General features: G+C 68.2%; 21 protein-coding genes. 12 read left to right on the top strand and 9 right to left on the bottom strand.

The genetic code is table 11. The features are described from left to right. Nucleotides 1-2 precede the first annotated feature (2 nt). The 7 genes from ASF58_RS18760 to ASF58_RS18730 all read right to left on the bottom strand — a co-directional run bounded on the left by ASF58_RS18760 (nucleotide 3) and on the right by ASF58_RS18730 (nucleotide 4,745). Entirely contained in the window at nucleotides 3-242 is a 240-nt protein-coding gene (locus tag ASF58_RS18760; RefSeq protein WP_055955978.1) for a formate dehydrogenase, read from the bottom strand. A gap of 67 nt (nucleotides 243-309) precedes the next feature. Then, nucleotides 310-924 (bottom strand): molecular chaperone TorD family protein, encoded by a 615-nt coding sequence (locus ASF58_RS18755; protein ID WP_244477399.1) that lies wholly within the window; start codon nucleotides 922-924, stop codon nucleotides 310-312. A 156-nt stretch (nucleotides 925-1,080) separates the two neighbouring features. Beyond that, nucleotides 1,081-1,812 (bottom strand): DUF3306 domain-containing protein, encoded by a 732-nt coding sequence (locus ASF58_RS18750; protein WP_055955975.1) that lies wholly within the window; start codon nucleotides 1,810-1,812, stop codon nucleotides 1,081-1,083. Then, a complete protein-coding gene (locus tag ASF58_RS18745; RefSeq protein WP_082513175.1) occupies nucleotides 1,809-2,384 on the bottom strand; it encodes a DUF3305 domain-containing protein in 576 nt (191 codons plus the stop codon). Before ASF58_RS18745 ends, ASF58_RS18750 begins: the two co-directional genes overlap by 4 nt. Further along, nucleotides 2,384-3,394, bottom strand: coding sequence for a DUF6352 family protein (locus ASF58_RS18740; RefSeq protein WP_055955973.1), 1,011 nt, complete (start codon nucleotides 3,392-3,394; stop codon nucleotides 2,384-2,386). The genes ASF58_RS18745 and ASF58_RS18740 overlap by 1 nt, the downstream gene beginning before the upstream one ends. 35 nt (nucleotides 3,395-3,429) lie before the next feature. After that, the gene (locus ASF58_RS18735) at nucleotides 3,430-4,005 is read right to left on the bottom strand and encodes a DUF6505 family protein (protein ID WP_055955970.1); all 576 of its coding nucleotides are present in this window, start codon (nucleotides 4,003-4,005) and stop codon (nucleotides 3,430-3,432) included. After that, complete coding sequence (locus tag ASF58_RS18730) at nucleotides 4,002-4,745, bottom strand: biotin/lipoate--protein ligase family protein (RefSeq protein WP_055955967.1); 744 nt, start codon at nucleotides 4,743-4,745, stop codon at nucleotides 4,002-4,004. The genes ASF58_RS18735 and ASF58_RS18730 overlap by 4 nt, the downstream gene beginning before the upstream one ends. Before the next feature lie 286 nt (nucleotides 4,746-5,031). Here ASF58_RS18730 and ASF58_RS18725 point away from each other — a divergent pair, with 286 nt between their 5' ends. Together ASF58_RS18725 and ASF58_RS18720 are read left to right on the top strand one after the other, a co-directional pair. Further along, nucleotides 5,032-7,029, top strand: coding sequence for a 4Fe-4S binding protein (locus tag ASF58_RS18725; RefSeq protein ID WP_055955963.1), 1,998 nt, complete (start codon nucleotides 5,032-5,034; stop codon nucleotides 7,027-7,029). A gap of 17 nt (nucleotides 7,030-7,046) precedes the next feature. Then, on the top strand, nucleotides 7,047-7,550 hold the full coding sequence (locus ASF58_RS18720) for a GNAT family N-acetyltransferase (protein ID WP_055955960.1): 504 nt from the start codon (nucleotides 7,047-7,049) through the stop codon (nucleotides 7,548-7,550). A 7-nt stretch (nucleotides 7,551-7,557) separates the two neighbouring features. Here ASF58_RS18720 and ASF58_RS18715 read toward each other — a convergent pair whose 3' ends face one another. After that, nucleotides 7,558-8,844: a c-type cytochrome gene (locus ASF58_RS18715; protein ID WP_348271614.1), complete on the bottom strand. Its 1,287-nt coding sequence runs from the start codon at nucleotides 8,842-8,844 to the stop codon at nucleotides 7,558-7,560. 286 nt (nucleotides 8,845-9,130) lie between these two features. Here ASF58_RS18715 and ASF58_RS18710 point away from each other — a divergent pair, with 286 nt between their 5' ends. From ASF58_RS18710 to glp, 4 genes are read left to right on the top strand one after another with little or no spacing between them, the layout of a single operon-like run. Further along, nucleotides 9,131-10,198 (top strand): molybdopterin-binding protein, encoded by a 1,068-nt coding sequence (locus ASF58_RS18710; protein WP_280137562.1) that lies wholly within the window; start codon nucleotides 9,131-9,133, stop codon nucleotides 10,196-10,198. Then, nucleotides 10,195-12,189: a molybdopterin biosynthesis protein gene (locus ASF58_RS18705; RefSeq protein ID WP_244477396.1), complete on the top strand. Its 1,995-nt coding sequence runs from the start codon at nucleotides 10,195-10,197 to the stop codon at nucleotides 12,187-12,189. Before ASF58_RS18710 ends, ASF58_RS18705 begins: the two co-directional genes overlap by 4 nt. Further along, nucleotides 12,186-12,731, top strand: coding sequence for a molybdopterin-guanine dinucleotide biosynthesis protein B (gene mobB / locus ASF58_RS18700; RefSeq protein WP_055955950.1), 546 nt, complete (start codon nucleotides 12,186-12,188; stop codon nucleotides 12,729-12,731). Before ASF58_RS18705 ends, mobB begins: the two co-directional genes overlap by 4 nt. Next, the gene (gene glp, locus ASF58_RS18695; protein ID WP_055955947.1) at nucleotides 12,719-13,972 is read left to right on the top strand and encodes a gephyrin-like molybdotransferase Glp; all 1,254 of its coding nucleotides are present in this window, start codon (nucleotides 12,719-12,721) and stop codon (nucleotides 13,970-13,972) included. The genes mobB and glp overlap by 13 nt, the downstream gene beginning before the upstream one ends. On the opposite strand, the gene ASF58_RS18690 is transcribed toward glp, so the two are convergent. Beyond that, complete coding sequence (locus ASF58_RS18690) at nucleotides 13,948-14,940, bottom strand: helix-turn-helix transcriptional regulator (RefSeq protein WP_055955944.1); 993 nt, start codon at nucleotides 14,938-14,940, stop codon at nucleotides 13,948-13,950. The two genes, glp and ASF58_RS18690, sit on opposite strands and share 25 nt — an antisense overlap. A 73-nt stretch (nucleotides 14,941-15,013) precedes the next feature. Here ASF58_RS18690 and ASF58_RS18685 point away from each other — a divergent pair, with 73 nt between their 5' ends. From ASF58_RS18685 to ASF58_RS18665, 6 genes are all read left to right on the top strand, one after another. After that, nucleotides 15,014-15,709 carry an ABC transporter permease gene (locus tag ASF58_RS18685; protein ID WP_055955941.1) on the top strand — a complete coding sequence of 232 codons (696 nt, stop codon included), beginning with the start codon at nucleotides 15,014-15,016 and terminating at the stop codon, nucleotides 15,707-15,709. 4 nt (nucleotides 15,710-15,713) lie between these two features. Continuing rightward, complete coding sequence (locus tag ASF58_RS18680; RefSeq protein ID WP_055955938.1) at nucleotides 15,714-16,430, top strand: phosphate ABC transporter ATP-binding protein; 717 nt, start codon at nucleotides 15,714-15,716, stop codon at nucleotides 16,428-16,430. Then, entirely contained in the window at nucleotides 16,403-17,227 is an 825-nt protein-coding gene (locus ASF58_RS18675) for an extracellular solute-binding protein (protein WP_055955935.1), read from the top strand. Before ASF58_RS18680 ends, ASF58_RS18675 begins: the two co-directional genes overlap by 28 nt. Nucleotides 17,228-17,539: 312 nt before the next feature. After that, nucleotides 17,540-18,088 (top strand): hypothetical protein, encoded by a 549-nt coding sequence (locus ASF58_RS18670; RefSeq protein ID WP_055955932.1) that lies wholly within the window; start codon nucleotides 17,540-17,542, stop codon nucleotides 18,086-18,088. Nucleotides 18,089-18,090: 2 nt separating this feature from the next. Then, complete coding sequence (locus ASF58_RS26215) at nucleotides 18,091-18,255, top strand: hypothetical protein (RefSeq protein WP_156375795.1); 165 nt, start codon at nucleotides 18,091-18,093, stop codon at nucleotides 18,253-18,255. Between the two features lie 144 nt (nucleotides 18,256-18,399). Continuing rightward, the gene (locus ASF58_RS18665) at nucleotides 18,400-18,753 is read left to right on the top strand and encodes a hypothetical protein (protein ID WP_156375794.1); all 354 of its coding nucleotides are present in this window, start codon (nucleotides 18,400-18,402) and stop codon (nucleotides 18,751-18,753) included. Nucleotides 18,754-18,835: the final 82 nt, after the last annotated feature.

Genomic DNA, 18,835 nt, shown 5'->3' with positions numbered 1-18,835 from the left:
GCTCACTTCTTTCCGGCGTTCGTGCTGTTCTGGAGGGTCTCGTAGCCGTTGGTCCGGTAGAACGCCTTCACCTCGTCCGTGAGGCGGTAGCGCGACCGTGTCTCGTCCGTGCCGGGGTCATAGGCCTGCGCCTCGGTGACCGAGATCGGCGACGCCATGCCGGCCGCGGCCGCCACCGTGCCGCCGCCGAGCGCGCGGAAGAACTGGCGACGGCCGAGCTGGTCCTTCTGATCCTGTCCCATCGCCCACACACTCCTGACGGTGCTCGCCCATGCGGGCCGAGCGCCATAATCCCAAGTGACGAATGCCTCAGGCATCCATCGCGAAAGCTGCCGCCTCGATCTCCAGGAAGGCTCGTCCCAGAGCCCCGACCGGGCGGTAGAAGCGCGCTGCCTTTGCGCGCTCCAGATCCGTGAAGAAGCGTTCGCCCCACGGCGCGATGTGCCGGAGGAAGAACGCGCGGGACGCCTCGGGCTCCGCCTCGAGCCGTCCGGCCGTGAGCCCGGCCATCACATCGAAGAGAATCGCGAGATGATCCTCGGGTTCGGTTGTCGCCGGTTCGCGCTCGATGCCGAGATTCGAGAGATCCTCCCGAACCCGGGCAAGGGGTCGCTCGTTCAGGAACCCCGTCAGGTAGTAGGAGGCGTAGGGAAGGAGCTCGCCCCGCCCGACACCGACGAAGAGCGCGAAATATTCCCGCTCCACCGCCTCCACCGACGTCTCCCGCGCCAGGGCGGCGAGGGCGGCGACCTCGCGTCCGAGCACGCTGTCGCCGCCGCTCAGTCCGGCCAAGGCGCGCAGAAGATCCGCCGTAGGAGGGCGACCCAGCAGGACCGCGAGCAGGTCGTACTGCTGGGCACGCAGGTAATCGACCTCGTCCAAGGCCAAGCTCGCCACCGCGGCCTCGTCGATCCGATCCGTCACCCCGAAGCCTACTTCCCCTGGCGGCTCTGAAAACGGCGCACCGGAACGCATACCACTCCTCGACCCTTGCGGCCCCCGCCGCTCCACCTGAGGTGCGGTCTAGTTTGTATTGATAATAAAAAGCGTTTCGCCGGACGGCAATCGGCTTTCTTCCGATTAGCTCGGCATCGCGCCGCCATGGCGTCGCAGGGGCGAAACAATCGGAGGCGATTGAAACGCGCGCTCATTAATTTTCGATGGATGAAGCTCCGCGACGCCGACGTGCGCCGGCTGCTCCGGGACGGCGAGCACGTCCGGGGATGCGAGTACGTCTGCGGATGCAAGCAGGTCCGGATCGGCGAGTCCGTCGGGTGCCGCGAGCTTTTGCGGCTCGGGCTCCGGTTCGTCCGCACCCGCTCCGGCCGATGGTGTGACCTCGACGACACCCTCTTGGATACCGGCGGGCTCTTCGACCCGTCGCGGGGCGTGGCCGGTCATGATCCGTTCGACCATCGCCTTGATGTCGTCCGTGGGGAGCATGGGGCCAAGCCCCGGCACCCCACCGGGCGTATTCCAGTCATAGGCATATTCGCGGGCCTCGCTCACGAAGTCACGGATCGCCGGATCGACGGACCACATCCGCCGCAGGGCGGCTTTGCGCAAAGCCGCCGGAACCCCCACCCTGAGAAACGGAGCGAGCTCGGTCTCCGCGGTCAGATCCTCGATCTTCGGCAACCGGGCGATCGCGTCCGCCAGGCTCTCGTCGTCGATCGCCGGTTCCAAGGAAACCAGAGCGTCGTCAACGGCTTGCGGTTCAGTCGGGAGCGGTTCCGGGACCGCCTGCTCGCGCTCGCGCCGACGAACCTCCTGCTTGCGTCGCGCCCAGCGTGAGAGAAGGCCGTCGCTCATTCGCCGCGTCCCTTGCCCTGACCGCCCCGCGCCAGCGCTTCCGGATCGGCGCGGTCGCGCTTCCGCTTCTCGAACTTCCGCTCCACATGGAACGCCTCGAAGAAGGCGCGCAGGATGCCCTGGCACTCGTTCGGCATCGGAACGGCCTCCACGATCTCCCCGATTCCTTCCGCCATGGCCTCGCCCTCGTAGGGATCCGCCGTCACGGTGGCGATTTCGTAGGAATCCTCACCGAGTTTGCGCAACGAGACCCAGAGGGAGGGACGTCCGGACACGAGGTTGTCGCGATAATGCGAGGTCTCCGCAGGGTGCAGGAGAACCTCGTAGGATCCGGCGTAGAACGTTGATTCCGCTTCGGTTTCTGCAAGCTGGGTCCAGTTCGCCACGGGGGGCGCCGCCGGCAGTGCCGCGACCGGCAGCCAGGCATGGGTCGCCCAGGGGCCGCGCAGGCGCCGACGGGCGACGAGGATACCGACCTCGAAATGGTTCTGCGGCAGGACCCGCTCCTGCGCGGGTTCGTCCGGCGCTCGTCCGGTCCGCTCGTCGTCGGGGATTGTCGGAACGTTCGGCATCAGCAGGGCGCCTGCGCTGTCTTGAGGGGGAGGCCTGCGATCAGATTCTGCGGCTTCAGCGTCACGAGGTTCGCGCCCGTTGCCGCCAGCAGGAGGTAGACCGGACGGTCGCCGACCGAGTCTTCGAGGCGCGTCCGGTCGGTGAACGTCAGGCTGAAGAGCGCGATGACGCGCTCCTGATCGGCGCTCGAGACCGGGTCTCCGCGCCAGAGGGCGTTGCCGATCCGGGTCGCTTCCGCATCCAGGCCGACGAACCAGCGCCAGTCGGAATCCTCGAGCTTGTCGAGGGGGTTGACCCGAACCTCGACGTTCAGGAGGTGTCCGATGAAGGCCTCGATCACCCGGGCGAGCGCCTCGCGGCTGCGCACGCTGGAGCCGAGGTTCAGCGCCATCGAGAACGCATCGGAGCGGCTCCAGTAGCTCCAGGCGTTGTCCTCGTTCAGAACGTCGAGTTCGTTCGCCGCGTCCTTGCCCAGCATGCTCACCAGCGGCGACAGGGGCGCACTCCCCTCCCGGGCCTCGATCACCTCCGCATCGGCCAGGAAAACGGCGCCGTCGAGGCGACTGATCCGTTGTGGCCGGAACAGCAGTTCCGCTGCGCGCAGCACGAACGGGTCGTCGCAGCCGTCGAGGGCATTGCGCAGGATCAGGTGGACCAACTGGTTGAGAAATAACGAGGGAATGCCCTGCAGGCCCTGTCTGACCATGCCGAGATAGGCCGCCTCGATCGAGCGCGCGGCCAGCAGGCGATCCCGGAAGGCGAGCAGCACCTCCCAGTTTTCCCGAGCGTCCGGATCGGCAATGGCCGTCACGGCCGCCGGCGCCACGGGGCGGCGGGGGTGAGCGAGCAGGTCGGCGTAGAGGTCGCGCTCCGCAGCGCAGGCGTCGTCGGGCGGCAACACTTCCGGGCGAGCGAGATAGGCGAGGATCAGTTCGTCGGTGACGGCCAGCCCGCCACCCTCGGTGCGCTGCGTCAGGTGGTGGCCGCTGGAGACCCAGAATTCGGTCATGGCAGGGTCTGTCCCGGTACGAAGGCTGGCATCGATCAGGTTCCCGAGGACGTGGAAGCCCGCGCGAGACCGATCAGGTCGGCCCGTTCCTCGGGCTCCTCCTCATCGGTCTCGACGAAGCGGAAGGCGCGGGCATGGGCGTGCAGGCGGTCGGCTCCGGGCGTTCCGGCATCGCGCTGGTGCAGCGTCCGGAAGGCTTCCGAGATCTCGCCGTTCGTCTGAGTCCGATGCATCGCCACGACGCTTCCGATGGGAACGCCGCAGAGGGAGGCCGCGAAGTCGATCTCTTCGCGGGCCGCGGCGCGCGCGGTCGCTCTGTCCGGGGCACCGAGCCGCTCCTGGATATGCCGAGCCAGATCTTCGACCGCCGCATCGCGCTCGGCTTCGGACGCTTCGCAAACCACCACGAGGGTCGAGAAACCGAGCGACGTCACCCCGACGAAACCGGACCGAAAGGCGGCGCGCGCCTTCCCCTCCAGCGCGGGAAGGTCCTGGTCCCAGAACAGAAACGACCCCGTCACCGCCCATTCTCCCGGCTCGGCCGGATGGGCGAAGACGAAGGTATCGGAGGGGTCGAGCCGCAATGTGCGCGGTAACTTGAGCGCCGTCATAGGCGGACCGTCCCGGTTTCCGGATCGAGCCATGCCGGTTCGCGCAGCAGCCGCGCCAGAGACCAGCGCTCGGACTCCCCGAGAATGACGTCGCCCTCTCGATCGATGCGGACCGACAAGCCCGATGGGGTTGGCAGATGCGCGAGGTAGCGGGCTGCAATCCCATCGAAGCCGTCTTCGGCCCACAGAGAGAACGTCCGAATGAGATTGCGGGCGAAGCTCTCGACCAGCGGATAACGGATGTCCGCGGGAAATCCCTCCTCATCGAGGGCCGTCGAGCCAGGGGTGAGCCCCGGATCGCCGGCGCCGGCCTTCGAGAGGATGAGCATGGCCGAGAACACGAGCCAGTCCGGCGTGGATGTTTCGGTGCAGGTGGCGGGCCAGCCCAACCGTCCGCCGCCGAGCCGGGCTCCGTCGAAAACGAGAACGTCCGGCCAGCCGAAGGTCAGCGGCATTTCCGGTGGGCCGTGTGCGCCGACAGCGTCGGCAAGGGCCGTCATAGCTGCCAGGAATGCACGGCGCGCCGAACCCAGCGGCTCGTCCGGCGCCAGCACCACTGCCAAGTCGAGGACGTTCGCGCGTTCTGTGAGGATGAGGGTGCCTGCCGCGTCAGACCCGTCTCGCCCGACCAGTGCCAGGGCTTCCGTGAAGGCATCGCAAGCACCTTGTACCAACAGGCCGGTGAAGGCTGGTGGCAGGGCGAGTGCCGTCGATGGAACGTCGAGGTCCAGGGCTGTCATCACGGAAACGGCAAGACTCACGGGGGATTGGTTGCGGGAGGGATACGCGCACCCGACATGTTCAGCCGACGACGAAGTCACAAGACGCAAGATGCGCGCGGGACGTGTCGTCGCTGCGCTCCGGTGTCGGATCGCAGTTTTGAACCATTTGAGTATATGCGATACGAACGTTGACGCGAAGAGGCCACCGCTGTTCGGGCCGTCGTCTGCGTCAGCCTCCTCCAAATCCATCCAGGGTTCGTCCGTGTCCGATCGTATCGTATTCGCCTGCTCCTGCGAGAAGACGATGTCGCTCGACGCCGAGGCGATCGGGCGGGGATGTGGCGGGACGCTGGAGCTGGCCGATCAGCTCTGCGGCCGCGAACTCGACCGCTTTCGGGCTGCCGTGCAGGGGGGTGGCGCGGTCACCGTTTCCTGTACCCTGCAGTCGCCCCTCTTCGACGAAGTCGCATCCGAACTCGGCGCCGAGGACCGGGTGGCGTACGCGAAGATCCGGGAGACGGCAGGCTGGTCAATCCAGGGTCACGAGGCTGGCCCGAAGATGGCGGCTCTGCTCGCTGCGAGTGCCGAGCCCGTTCCGAATGCCGCTACCGTCGCGATCGAAAGTCAGGGCGTCGCTCTGATCTACGGTCGTGACGAAGCCGCCATTGAGGTTGGCCGTCGTCTTGCGGAACACCTCGACGTCACGGTGCTGCTGAGCCGGCCCGGAACGGTCGAGCCGCCCATGCGCAACGATTTTCCGATCGTGCAGGGTACGGTCGCCGGCGCCACGGGACGGCTCGGGGCTTTCGCGTTGCGCATCGACGATTACGCCTTGCCGGCTCCATCGTCGCGATCGCAGCTCATTTTCGGACCGAGCCGAAACGGCGCAAATTCGACCTGCGACATCGTCATCGACGTTACCGGGGGCACCCCCCTGTTTCCGGCCCACGAAGTTCGGCTCGGCTATCTGCGCGCAGATCCGAGAGATCCGGCGGCGATCGAGCGCATGATCGCCGAGGCGTCACACCTCGTCGGCACCTTCGACAAGACGCGCTTCGTGGATTTCCACGCCGAGCTTTGTGCCCATTCGCGCTCGCGCATCACCGGTTGCACCCGCTGCCTCGAGGTTTGCCCGACGGGGGCGATCTCGCCGGCCGGCGATACGGTGGCGATCGATCCCTATATCTGCGCCGGATGCGGGAACTGTGCCTCGGTCTGTCCGACCGGGGCTGCCGCCTATGCGCTGCCGCCGGCCGATGCTCTCATGCGGCGGCTGCGGACCCTCATGGTCGCCTATCAAGCGGCCGGTGGGCATGACGCGGTGATCCTGTTCCACGACGGCGACCACGGCGAGCCCCTCATCGACGCGCTTGCGAGGCATGGCGACGGCTTGCCGGCGCGCGTCCTGCCCGTACGGGTGAACGAGATCACGCAACTGGGTCCGGAGGCGTTCGCAGCCCTCTTTGCCTACGGCGCCGCTGGGGTCCGAATTCTTGGCCGCGACCGACCCAAGCATGACCTCGACAGTCTGCGCCGAGCGGTGGTCCTCGGCGACACCCTGGCGCGCGGACTCGGTTATGGCAGCGGGATCTCAGAGCCGGTGGTCTCCCTGATCGAGACCGACGACCCCGACGTTCTGGGCGCCACCTTGGCGGCGCAGCCGAGCGGACAGGCGGCCGGCGCGCCCTCTCGCTTCATGCCCGTCGGCGGCAAGCGAGAAGTTTTGCGCTTTGCCTTCAACGAGATGCATGCGGCCGCTCCCGAGCCGGTCGCGCGGATTCCGCTGGCCGCGGGCGCTCCGTTCGGAGGCCTGGAGTTCCGGACGGAGGATTGCACGCTGTGCCTGGCCTGCGTCGGTGCCTGCCCGACCCATGCACTGTCCGACAGTACCGACCGGCCGTTCCTCGCCTTCGAGGAGAGCCTCTGCGTGCAATGCGGGCTCTGCGCCAATACCTGCCCGGAGAGTGTCATCACCCTGAAGCCCGGCGTCGATTTCGAGGCCTGGGCCGCACCACGACGTGTGGTGAAGGAAGAGGAGCCCTTCGCGTGCGTCGCTTGCGCCAAACCCTTCGGCACTCGCAGCACGATCGAGCGAGTGGTGGAGAAGTTGCGCGACCGGCACTGGATGTTCCGGGGCGAAGCGGGCGAGGCGCGCGTGCAGGCCCTGATGATGTGCGAAGACTGTCGTGTCGAGGTCGCGGTGAACCAGGGCTTCGATCCCCATGCCGGACCCGAACGCGCCCGTCCGCGCACCACCGAGGACTACCTGCGTGAGCGTGCCGCTCGCGGCGAGGCGATCTAGCCGGATTGGGCCCTGTTATGGGCGCCTGGGCATGGCGGAGCATGGCGGCGCGCGACCTCGGGCAGGTCGTCGCCCTGGCCGATCGGCTGTTTCCGGACCATCCGGAGGATGCGGTGCATTTTGCCGAACGGCTGGCATTCGGCGCCGGCCTGTGTCTGAACCTGAGCGACGCAGATGCGGGCGTGTCGGGATACGCCATCGCGTATCCCTGGCCTCTCGGGCGAATTCCGCCCTTGAACCGATCGCTTGCGCCCGTGCCGCCGGCGGGGGGCGGGGCCTATCTCCATGACCTCGGCATCGACCCGGCGCTCGCCGGAGCCGGGCATGCCGGAGCGGGTTTGGCGCTCCTGATCCATCGGATGCGGGAGGCCGGGCTCCGCGACCTCGCCCTGGTGGCGGTCAACGGAACCCTCTCGTTCTGGGAGCACCACGGCTTTCGGATCCGCGAGCCGAGCGACGGAATGGCCAGGAAACTCGCCAGCTACGGCGGCGCGGCTCATTACATGGTCCGGACTTTGTGATCCGATCTCAGCGCGTCGTGGTCGCGCGCTCCAGGAACTTCACCAGTGCCTCCCGGTCTTCCGCCCGGTTGATCGTCTGCTCCGGCATGCGTGTCCCCGGGGTGTAACGGGCGGGGCCGACCTCGAAGAGTTGCGCGATCGTCCGCGCGTCCCAGACGATGTCCATACCCCTCAGCGCGTCGGAATAGCGGTAGCCCGGCGCGGTGGCGATTCGCCGGCCCATGATGCCGGCGAGCGTCGGTCCGGCGCGGGGGCCGTCTTCCGACGTGAGGGCGTGGCACGCAACACAGGCGCGGAACACCTCGGCGCCGCGGTCCCCATGGTAGACGGCCAGGGCATCCGCCGGGCGGGGCATTGCCAGGGGGCCGATCGGCTCTCCGGTCCGAGCATCCCAGCGTCGGATGAGCCGATCGCTGCCCCCGGTGAGGAGTTCCTGTCCGTCCGGGCGCCAGGCGATGGACCAGACCGGCAGACCCGGCCCGACGAGTCGGTGCAGGATCGCGCCCGATCTCCGATCGATCACGGCGACTGCGCCACCGGCGGTGGCGGCGGCGATCCGGCTCCCATCGGGGGAGGGCGCGAGCGCAATCACCGGGTTCGGCCCGACATCGACCGAGGCCCGGGCCGATCCGTCAGGGCGCAACAGGCGTACGACGGCGTCCCCGCCTGCGACCGCAATTTCGCCGTCCGGCATCACCGCCAGCGCGTTCAGGATGGTGGGCAGCGTGAAGACGATGGTCACGCCCGCCGGGTCGTCGGCCTGGGGCCAGATCCGTAAGGTGGCGTCGTAGCCGGCGGTGACCGGCCGTCCGTCCGGCAGGAAGCCCACGGCGTTCACGTTGCCCTGATGCCCCGCCAGTACGCGGACCGGGCCGCCGGTCAGCGGGCGAATTCGGGCGGTCCCGTCCCAGGAGGCCGAGGCGAGGAGCAATCCGTCGGGCGAGACCGCCAGTGCCGCCACCGGCCCCGAATGTTCGGTGAAGACCCGCTCGGGCTCCGGCTGTCCAGCGCGCCAGAGTGCGATACGGCCATCTTCCGAAGCGGTGACGAAGGCGCCATCGGATAAGGCCGCAACCGCGTTCACCGCTCCATCGTGAAAGCGCAGGACGGTAAGCGCTGCGTCGCTGTCTATCGCCCACAGGATCGCGGCTTGATCGAAGCCGCCCGAAATCGCAACGGCACCACCCGGCGCGACGGCCAAGGCTCGAACCGGGCCGCCATGTCCGCGCAATTGCGCCGCTGCGGGTGATCCAGACGAGGCGGTGACGAGGAAGCAGAGGGCGAGTGCCCGCAGAGACTGGGCCCGATCGACCAAGGCTTTGCCGAATATCTGCAACGCATCCCTCGCGATGATACGCCGGGGTCCCGGCCCGGTGCGCGAACCTAGACGATCCGCCCCGCAGATGTCGCTGCGCGAAGACGGGACCCGGTGACGCGGTATACCCGGTGGGCGCTTGATCATCGCCCGACGATGGCGCATCGCTCGACGCATGATCGCTCCCGCCCGCAGCGCCCCCGAAACGGAGGTCGGCTCGCCCGCATCGGCACCCGGCCAGCGCCGGACCGCATCCTCGGCCCTCATGCCCCTGATGGAGGCTGTTCATCTGTTGACGCAGCATCTTGCCCCGGTCGCACCGGAGGCGGTACCGCTCGGTGAGACCGTTGGCGGGACCGGCGCGGTGGATTGTCATGCGCCGCGGGCCATCCCGGAATTTCCGACGGCCCTGCGGGACGGTTGGGCCGTGCGCGGCGCTGACGTTGTCGGCGCCTCGCCCTTTGCGCCGATCCTCACCGGGCGTCGTCCGCTCTGGGTCGAGGCCGGCGCGCGGTTGCTCGAAGATGCCGATACGATCCTGCCGCCCGAAGCCCTCGACGGATCGTCCATCGTGGACGAGGTCGCGGTCGGTGAGGGTGTGCGTGCGATCGGTGCCGAAGCCTCGTCCGACACCCTGCTACTTGCGACCGGTCAGCGGGTGACGGCCCTGCACCGGCTGGCCCTTCAGGCGACTGGGTTCGCAAGCATCGCGCTGCGCCGTCCGCGCTTGACCCTGATCGTTGCGGGCGCACCCGAGCTTGACACCGTGTCCCCCCTACTCGCGCATTGGGTCGCCGAGGCCGGCGCCGTCGTGCTCGGCATCATGGCGGCCAACACACCGGACGCGATCGCGGATGTGCTCCGGACACAGGAAGGTGACGCCGTTCTGATGATCGGTGGGACAGGTTTCGGACACAACGACCATGCCGCTGCCGGATTGGCTCTTGCGGGAACGGCGCGGGTACACGGCATTGCCCTCCAGCCCGGGGACAGCGCGGGCTTCGGCGAGGTCGGAGGGCGCCCCGTCGTTCTGCTGCCAGGGCGGCCCGACGCGGCGGTCAGCGCCTTCGTCACCCTCGCGCGCCCGATGATCGCAACTCTCGCCGGAGCTCGGCCCACGTTGGGGAGCAGAGCCCCGCTCCTGAGCAAGATCGCCTCGACCATTGGAATGAGCGAAATCGTCTTCGCGCGACGGATGCCCAACGGGCTCCTGCCGCTCGGTGGTCGCGACCTTGCGCTGGCCAGCCTGATCCAGGCCGATGCGGCGATCCTCGTCGAACCTGACTCGGAAGGCTATCCAAAGGGCAGCGTCGTTCAAGGTCTCCCGCTGTGAAGGAGGGAGTACCCACCAACGCCGTGGCGACGGAAGACGCTTTCCTGGACCTGCTGGCGCAGGCTGCACGCCAGGAACAATTCCTGACCGTGGTCACCCGGGAGGAGGCCATCGAGCGTTTCCGCTCAGCGGTTCCGCACGCCCCCCTCGCCGCCGAGACGATTCCCCTCGGTGAAGCACTCGGGCGCGTCCTGGCTCACGATGTCGCCTCGCCCATCGACGTGCCGCCCTTCGACCGCGCCCTCGTGGACGGTTTCGCGCTGCGCGCTGGCGATACCGAGGGCGCGGACGCGGCGCAGCCGCGTCACCTGACCCTCAACCGCGAGATCCTCGCGTGCGGGGTCGCGCCGGCTGTGGCCGTCACCCCCGGCACCGCGACGCCGATCGCCACCGGCGGCGTCGTCCCGCGCGGCGCCGATGCTGTCGTAATGGTCGAGCAGACCGAGTTCCGCGCCGACAGCCTCGCGATCGATCTGGTCCGTCCGGCCCGGCCCGGCCAATTCATCGGCTATGCCGGATCCGACATGGCCTCAGGCGAGACCGTCCTGCGCAAGGGCATGCTGATCACCGCAAGGGAGATCGGCATCTTGGCCGCCTGTGGTCTCGCCGTGATCGACGCCGTCCGCCGCCCCCGGGTCGCCGTTCTGTCGACTGGCGACGAACTGGTCGCGCCGGGCCAGCCGCTGAAGCCCGGCGCGATCTACGATTCCAATGGACCGATCGTGGCCGCGACCGTGACCGAGAACGGGGGTAGCGTCTGGCCGCTCGGCATCGTGCGGGACGACGAGACCGCCCTGGACAAGGCCCTCCGCACCGCCATCACCGACAGCGACCTCGTGGTCCTGTCGGGAGGGACCTCGAAGGGGGCGGGCGACGTTTCGCACCGCATCCTTCAGCGCCTCGGCGAACCCGGCATCCTCGTGCACGGGGTCGCGCTGAAGCCCGGCAAGCCGCTCTGCCTCGCGGTGGCGGGGAAGACGCCCGTGGTCGTCCTCCCTGGCTTTCCGACGTCCGCGATGTTCACCTTCCACGATATCGTCGTGCCGCTGGTGCGGGCAATGGCCGGTCTTCCGCCGCGGGAAGAGAGCACCGTCACGGCAGTTCTGCCGCAGCGCGTGCTCTCCGAGCGCGGACGTACCGAATTCGTGATGGCCGCTCTGGCAGAGACGGAGGACGGCCTGCGTGCCCTACCGCTTCCGAAGGGATCGGGCTCGGTCACAGCCTTCTCACAGGCCGACGGCTTCTTCGCGGTTCCCGCCGCCAGAGCCGGCCTGGAAGCCGGAGAGACGGTGTCCGTCACCCGCCTCGGTGCCGGCGTTCGACCGCCGGATCTGACCCTCATCGGCAGTCACTGCGTCGGGCTCGACCAGGTGATCGGGCGGCTCGCAGAGCGCGGGCTCCGCGTACGGCCCATCTGGGTCGGCTCGGCCGGGGGGCTCGCCGCCCTGGGTCGGGGGGAGTGCGACCTCGCCGCGATGCATCTCCTGGACGCCGAGACGGGCGTCTACAACCGGCCGTTCCTGGCGCCCGGAATGGCGTTGGCCAAAGGCTGGGGCCGCCTGCAGGGTATCGTATTCCGGCCTGGAAATCCCTTGTTCGAGGGCCGCTCGCCGGAAATAGCTGTTGCCGCGGCCCTGGCCGAACCCGCGACCATGATGGTCAACCGAAATACCGGCTCGGGCACCCGTGCCCTGGTCGACGGACTTCTGAAGGGTGCCCGCCCGCCTGGGTTCTGGAATCAGCCGCGCTCGCACAACGCCGTGGCGGCGGCGGTGGCTCAGGGGCGCGCGGATTGGGGCGTCGCCATCGCTACCGTGGCGCGGGCCTACGGCCTCGGCTTCCTGCCGCTCGCGCATGAGCGCTACGATTTCGCCTACCGCGCAGAAAACCGCGACCGGCCGGCGTTGGCCGCCTTCCTCGCCTGCCTGCGCGAACCAGAGACTCACATCCTCCTCAACGAAGCCGGGTTCTCACCCGCCGAGGCATCGTGAATCCCGCCGCGGTCATCGGTCTCGCGGGCTGGAGCGGCGCGGGAAAGACCACGTTGCTGTCCCGGCTGATCCCGCTGTTGGTGACGCGCGGAGTGAAGGTTGCAACGATCAAGCACGCGCACCACGCCTTCGACGTCGATCATCCGGGCAAGGATTCCTACGTCCACCGCGAGGCCGGCGCGTCGGAGGTCATCGTGTCCTCGTCGCGTCGCTGGGTCCAGATCCACGAGATCGGCGACGGGTCGGAAGCGCGGCTCGGCGACCTCCTGCGCCGGCTTTCTCCCTGCGATCTCGTCATCGTCGAGGGCTTCAAGCGGGAGGCGCATGCCAAGCTCGAAGTCCACCGCGCCGCAAACGGCAAGCCACCGATCTACCCGGACGACCCACGGATCGTCGCTGTGGCCAGCGATCAGACCTTCACGGATGCGAGGGTCCCGGTGGTCGATCTCAATGATATCGCGCGCATCGCCGATCTCGTTCTCGCCCTGGCAGAACCGCTGGAGACGGCGCTGGCGCACGTGGAGGGGCCATGGCCCAACTGACCGACGACTGCTTCGCCTTCGGGGGCGCCCTGATGCGCATCGAGGACGCCGTGGCCTTGATCGGGGAGCGGCTGCCGGTCCTTGCCGGGACAGAGTGGCTGCCACTCGGTCAGGCCGATGGACGCGTTGCGGCCGAGCCTGTCCTGGCGCTCCACGACGTGCCGCCCTTTCCGAATTCCGCTGTCGACGGCTACGCGATTTGCCACGGCGATCTCAACCCGGAGGGCGAGACGCGCCTCCCGGTCCGCGGTCGGCTCCCCGCAGGAATGGCCGCGGAAGGGATCCTGGGCGACGGCGGCGCGATCCGGATCTTCACCGGCGCTCCGATGCCGCCCGGGGCCGATACGGTGTTCATGCAGGAGGACGTGCGCCGCGAAGGCGAAGTGGTCGTGCTGCCGTCCGGGTTGAAGCGGGGTGCCAATGCTCGGGACGCCGGCGAGGACATCGCTCGCGGGGCCTGCGCAATTCCGGCGGGGCGGCGCCTGCGGCCGCAGGATCTCGCCCTCGCGGCCGCCTGCGGTCATGACCGGATCGCCGTGCGTACACGGCTGCGGGTCGCCTTATTCTCCACTGGCGACGAACTCACCGAGCCGGGTGTGCCGCTTCTCTCCGGCGCGATCCACGATTCAAACCGCGTGATGCTCGCGACCCTGCTCGCCCGCCTCGGAGCCGAGGTCGCGGATCTCGGTATCCTGCGCGACGAACCCGATGCCCTCGCCGTGCGCCTGCGGCAGGCCGCCCGGGATCATGACCTGATCCTGACCTCGGGCGGCGTTTCGACTGGGGAAGAAGACCACGTGAAGACCGCCGTGGAGGCGGTCGGCGCTCTGATGTTCTGGCGCCTGGCAATCAAGCCCGGTCGGCCGGTGGCGATGGGGGTCGTTGACGGCACGCCGTTCGTCGGCTTGCCGGGCAATCCCGGCGCCGTCTACGTCACGCTCCTCTTCGTGGTGCGACCGCTTCTCGCGCGCCTTGGTGGCGCTCACGACATCAAGCCCCTCGGCCAACCTGTCCGGGCGGCCTTCACCTATCGCAAGAAGGCGGGCCGACGCGAGTTCATCCGCGTCAGCGTCTCGCCCGGACCTGATGCCGTTCTGGAGGCGATGAAGTACCCCCGCGAGGGCGCCGGTGTGCTCTCATCACTTACGGAGACGGACGGGCTCGTGGAACTGGACGATGCGGTGACGGCCGTGGCCACCGGAGACATCCTCACCTTCTACCCGCATGCCGTGCTCTGGTAGCCGAGGGTGGTGGAAGCCGCCCGTCCGGCGGCCTCCGTCAAGTCGGCCAGTACCGCCGCCTCGATGGTGACGCGGGCCGCTAGGAAGTAGGTTTCCCATCCCAGGGATTGAAAGGCGAGACCGAAGCGCTCCGCGATCGCAGGGGGGCCCATGCCGACATCCGCAGCGCCTGTGGCGATGAGGGCAGCGACGGCCTGATGGGTGAACTCCTCGGTTTGCGCCCCCCGGATCGCGCGACTTTCGAGACCGGCCTCGGCACAGAGACGTTCGAACCAGATCCGCGTGCCGGCACCGCGCTGACGGTTCACGAAGCGCAGGCCGAGGCGGGCGATGTCACGGACGTTGGTCACCCCGTGCGGGTTGCCGGGCGGGAGCATCAGGCCTTGCTGCCGCCGGAACAACGGCCCGACGCGCAGGTCCGGATCGCGGAACAGGGCATCGAACGGGTCGGGCGCCGGGCCCTCGGAACCGTAGTGGAAACCCGCCGCATCCGCGCTCCCGGTACGCAGATGCGCCAAGGCATCGAGGCTGCCGGCAATGGCGAGCTCGACGTCCGGCCGCGCTTCGATGACGCCGAGCAGAAGGGGATCGTGACTCGCCGCAAGCCTGAGAGGGGCGGGCCGTGGGGCCTCCAGGGCGCGCAAGGCTTCTGAGATCCGCTCCGCCTCGGCGGCGAGGAAGGGGTTGAGGCGATCGTACATCTCCGAAAGCACGGCGTGGAGATGGCGGCCATAGGGTGTGAGCACCGTGCCGTGACCCTTGGTCTTGATCGCCACCGGTTGTCCGATGACGGCTTCGAGGGTCGAGACCCGGCTCCAGGCCGAACGGTAGGATATCCCAAGTCTTCGCGCGGCGACGAGCAGAGAGGGTGACGCGGAAAGGGCGTCCAGCAGCGCGAAGGTCGGCCGCAGCGCGAGACCGTTCCAATCGCCGTCGGCCTGCAGCGTGAAAGCACTCGGTTTCCGCATCGGCAATGCCTTTCCTATTGATCTTTCCCGTCACCCCGTATCATCCCGCGAGGCCCCGCGCAGCCCGGTGACGATGCTACAGACCCTTGAGGAGACGATCTCGCGTCTGGCGACCCTCGACCGCGACGTCCTCGCGATCGCGTGGCTCTCCCTGCGCGTCAGTCTCACCGCCGTGAGCATCGGGCTCGCTGTCGGAATCCCGCTGGGGGCCTTCCTCGCGGTCGCGATATTTCCAGGGCGATCGATCCTGGTCGGACTCCTCAATGCCTTCATGGGACTTCCCCCGGTCATCGTCGGGCTGGTGCTCTACCTCCTGCTATCGCGGTCCGGCCCTCTGGGATCGCTCGGACTCCTGTTCACCCCGGGTGCAATGGTGGCGGCCCAGGCCGCACTGGCGACTCCGCTCGTTGCGGCGCTCACCCGGCAGGTGATCGCCGATGCCGAGGCGCATCTCGGCGAGCAGTTGCGCTCGCTCGGGTTATCGGCCCCGCACCGGGGAATCGCACTGATCTACGACACGCGATTCTCCCTCGTAACGACGGCCCTGGCGGCCTTCGGCCGCGCGATCTCGGAGATCGGCGCCGTCCTCGTCGTCGGGGGCAACATCGATGGTCATACCCGCACGATGACGACGGCGATCTCGCTGGAGACCCAAAAAGGCGATCTGAGCTTGGCCCTGGCGCTCGGTCTTGTGCTGATCGGGCTCGTCATCCTCGTCAACGCGGTGGCGGCGACGCTGCGCGCCCACGCCGCGCGCGCTTACGGCTGAGCCGATGCCCGCCATCGAACTCAGCGACCTCGTCCTCGCCCGGAACGGAACCACCATCCTGGATGGTTTGAGCGCCCAGATTCCCGCTGCCGGCATCACCGCCCTGATCGGGCCGAACGGCGCGGGCAAGAGTGCCACGCTGCGGGTCATCGACGGCCTAATCGCGCCCGATGCCGGTTCGGTGCGAATCGTCGGCGACGGCCCGGTGCGCCGCGCCTTCGTGTTCCAGAGGCCGGCGCTGTTGCGAGCCAGCGCGCTTGCCAATGTCGCGCTCGCGCTGACGCCTCTGGCTCTGTCTCGGGACGAGCGAACGCGGCGCGCCCAAGCTGCCTTGGCGCGTGTCGGCCTCGGCGATCGGGCCGCGGCGCCGGCGACCCGCCTCTCCGGCGGCGAGCAGCAGCGCCTAGCCCTCGCGCGGGCCTGGGCCGTCGAACCCGATCTCCTCCTCGCCGATGAGCCGACCGCCAATCTCGATCCGGGCGCTACCGAACTCGTCGAGGGCCTGATCGCCGAGATTGCGCGGCAGGGCACGAAGGTCGTGCTGGTCTCGCACAATCTCGCACAGGTCACGCGGCTCGCCGTTGACGTCGTCGTGCTCGCCCGCGGGCGAGCCGTCGAGCAGGGTCCGACACGAACACTTCTCACCTCGCCCCGAGCCCCCGAGACGCGGGCCTACATCACCGGAGAACTCCCTTGGACATCCTTCGCCGCGGCCTCCTGACCTTCGGCCTCCTGTTCGCGCTCGGTGCCGCATCCGGCGTCCGGGCCGAGCCCGCATCCATCGTCGTCGCTTCCACCACGTCCACCGAGCAGTCGGGCTTGTTCAAGCACCTGCTGCCGCTCTTCGAAGCGAAGTCGGGGATCGCCGTGAAGGTCGTCGCCCTCGGTACCGGCCAAGCGCTCGACGCGGGCCGCCGGGGCGATGCCGATGTGGTCCTGGTTCATGACCGCCCGGCCGAGGAGAAGTTTCTGGCCGAGGGCTTCGCCACCAAGCGCTGGGACGTGATGTACAACGACTTCGTCCTGATCGGACCGAAATCCGATCCGGCTGGCGTCCGCGGGGGCGACGTGGTCGCGGCGTTCGACAAGCTCGCGGCGGCCAAGGCTCCCTTCGTTTCGCGCGGTGACCGCTCCGGAACCCACAGCGCCGAATTACGGACCTGGAAGGAGGCCGGCGTCGATCTCGCCTCCGTCAAGGGCGACTGGTACCGCGACATCGGCCAGGGCATGGGACCGGCCCTCAACACCGCCTCGGCCCTGAACGCCTATCTGTTGGCGGACCGGGGAACCTGGCTGTCGTTCAAGAACCGCGGCGATCTCACCATCCTGGTCGAGGGCGACAAGCGCCTGTTCAATCCCTACGGGGTGATGCTGGTGAACCCCGCCAAGCATCCGACCGTGAAGGCGAAGGAAGGCCAAGCCTTCATCGACTGGCTGATCTCTCACGACGGTCAGGCGGCGATCGCGAGCTACAAGATCGAGGGCAAGGAATTGTTCTTCCCCAACGCCAGTCGGTAGCGCCGAACCCTGCGTCGTGGCGAGCCGCCGCTCTCCGTTCTCCGCATCGGAGTCGTTTGCCCCATTACCGGAACCCCGGACGGGAAGCGTAAGGTGCTGCGGCAATGCGGGGCGCAGAATGTCAGACCTGACATAGATACGGAGCGATGCGGACAGGTGTCGAGCGTGAGCGGCGATTGGGCCCATCGCGGGCGTGGTACCCGGCGTCATCCACGACAGCTCAGAGGGGGCAATCGCCGCGCCTCCATGCACGGCACGGGCACCATGTCGAGCGCCTTGTCGCCTCGTCGCGACGAGGCATATCTGTGAAGCATGACGGACATCATCGAGCACACCGACGGCCAGGAAATCCTGGAAGACGGCCACGGCGTCCGCTTCATCCTGCCGGCATGGCGGTTCGACCGTCCGGTTGGAGGAGGGGCGTGCCGGGACGCGTTGGTCAGCGGCCGACGGGTGCGAACCTTCAACGTCCAGAAGGGTGACGTATCCGCCAATGAGGCGCGTCATTACGCAGGACATTTGAAGGATGCGCCGGCTCGGGCGATGGCGGTGTTCGACGCAAGTCGACGCGATGTGCATCTACCCGGCAAAGCGATGCGCGCCAGCTTCGCGATCACCGTGCTCCCGGGCCTGCTGATGACGCACGATTGGTGCGTCATCAGCCAATACAACGCCCGCCCGAGCCCAGGCGAACGCTGGCGGAATCCGCCCTTCTCGATCGGGATCAAGCCGCAGGCCCCCCACGCTCGGGACGAAGTGCTCTACGTCGATCTGGCAACCTTCCCCGCGGCCGGCTCTCAGGAGCAAGGCCGCCATGTGGATCTGGGGCCGGGGGCCGTCGTCCCATTGCAGAGCTGCTGAAGGTGAAGGTCGATGACAAGCTGATCGTCGATTATGCCGGCCCGACCGGCTACGCCAACTTCGCCGGATGCTTCTTCGCCTACGGTCTGTATCGCTCCCCGTGGTGCCCCGGCTGTGAGGGTTTGACGGCAAGCTTCTCGGACGTCGTAGAAGGCGTCTCAGAGTGATCGCTGCGCCTTCGGGCTTCGACGACCAAAGAGCTTCTGGGGACAGTCCCGCGTCACTCCAGCGATCCGGGCGCGAGCGCAGCGCGGTTTCTCGGATGGTTTTGCCGGGCAATCCAGGGATTGCCCGGCGCAAGAATTCGCTTAGTGCCGATCCCGCCGAACGACGGCGGCGCCATGATCGGCCCGGGCACGATCTCTGTTCACGGCACTTCGACCTTCCGCCGCAGCATGATTGTCTCGGCGCAGGCCCGCCGCGTCCCGATTGACCACGGCCTGATCCCGATCGATGGCGGCCCGGTCTCCTCGCCGTTCGTCTCTGCGAAGGACCGCGGCATCATGATATTGCCTCGCCCGGTCGGTCCCGACAGTCCGGCGATCGTCGGCGCTCGAGCTCTCGGCGCGGTCCAAGTCGCGTCGCTCCGCGGCTGCCCTTCCGTTGTCACGGCGCTGTATGGCAGCATCAGACTGCGCGAAGCCCGGGAGCACCGCAGAGGCTGAGATCAGGATGGTTAAGGTGGCGAGGGTCAATTTGGATTGGGTCATGTGCTGAACCTTGTCCGATCCCTGAGCCCCTCGGGCC

Origin of the sequence: Methylobacterium sp. Leaf125 (assembly GCF_001423085.1) — a bacterium.
Classification (GTDB): domain Bacteria; phylum Pseudomonadota; class Alphaproteobacteria; order Rhizobiales; family Beijerinckiaceae; genus Methylobacterium.
This window is presented reverse-complemented; position numbering and strand designations above follow the sequence as displayed.

Excerpts from the sequence above, each read along its gene's own strand:
- ASF58_RS18760 (WP_055955978.1), bottom strand. The coding sequence starts at position 242 with ATGGGACAGGATCAGAAGGACCAGCTCGGCCGTCGCCAGTTCTTCCGC.
- ASF58_RS18750 (WP_055955975.1), bottom strand. The coding sequence starts at position 1,812 with ATGAGCGACGGCCTTCTCTCACGCTGGGCGCGACGCAAGCAGGAGGTT.
- ASF58_RS18745 (WP_082513175.1), bottom strand. The coding sequence starts at position 2,384 with ATGCCGAACGTTCCGACAATCCCCGACGACGAGCGGACCGGACGAGCG.
- ASF58_RS18740 (WP_055955973.1), bottom strand. The coding sequence starts at position 3,394 with ATGACCGAATTCTGGGTCTCCAGCGGCCACCACCTGACGCAGCGCACC.
- ASF58_RS18735 (WP_055955970.1), bottom strand. The coding sequence starts at position 4,005 with ATGACGGCGCTCAAGTTACCGCGCACATTGCGGCTCGACCCCTCCGAT.
- ASF58_RS18730 (WP_055955967.1), bottom strand. The coding sequence starts at position 4,745 with ATGACAGCCCTGGACCTCGACGTTCCATCGACGGCACTCGCCCTGCCA.
- ASF58_RS18725 (WP_055955963.1), top strand. The coding sequence starts at position 5,032 with ATGTCGCTCGACGCCGAGGCGATCGGGCGGGGATGTGGCGGGACGCTG.
- ASF58_RS18720 (WP_055955960.1), top strand. The coding sequence starts at position 7,047 with ATGGGCGCCTGGGCATGGCGGAGCATGGCGGCGCGCGACCTCGGGCAG.
- ASF58_RS18710 (WP_280137562.1), top strand. The coding sequence starts at position 9,131 with ATGCCCCTGATGGAGGCTGTTCATCTGTTGACGCAGCATCTTGCCCCG.
- glp (WP_055955947.1), top strand. The coding sequence starts at position 12,719 with ATGGCCCAACTGACCGACGACTGCTTCGCCTTCGGGGGCGCCCTGATG.
- ASF58_RS18690 (WP_055955944.1), bottom strand. The coding sequence starts at position 14,940 with ATGCGGAAACCGAGTGCTTTCACGCTGCAGGCCGACGGCGATTGGAAC.
- ASF58_RS18685 (WP_055955941.1), top strand. The coding sequence starts at position 15,014 with ATGCTACAGACCCTTGAGGAGACGATCTCGCGTCTGGCGACCCTCGAC.
- ASF58_RS18680 (WP_055955938.1), top strand. The coding sequence starts at position 15,714 with ATGCCCGCCATCGAACTCAGCGACCTCGTCCTCGCCCGGAACGGAACC.
- ASF58_RS18670 (WP_055955932.1), top strand. The coding sequence starts at position 17,540 with ATGACGGACATCATCGAGCACACCGACGGCCAGGAAATCCTGGAAGAC.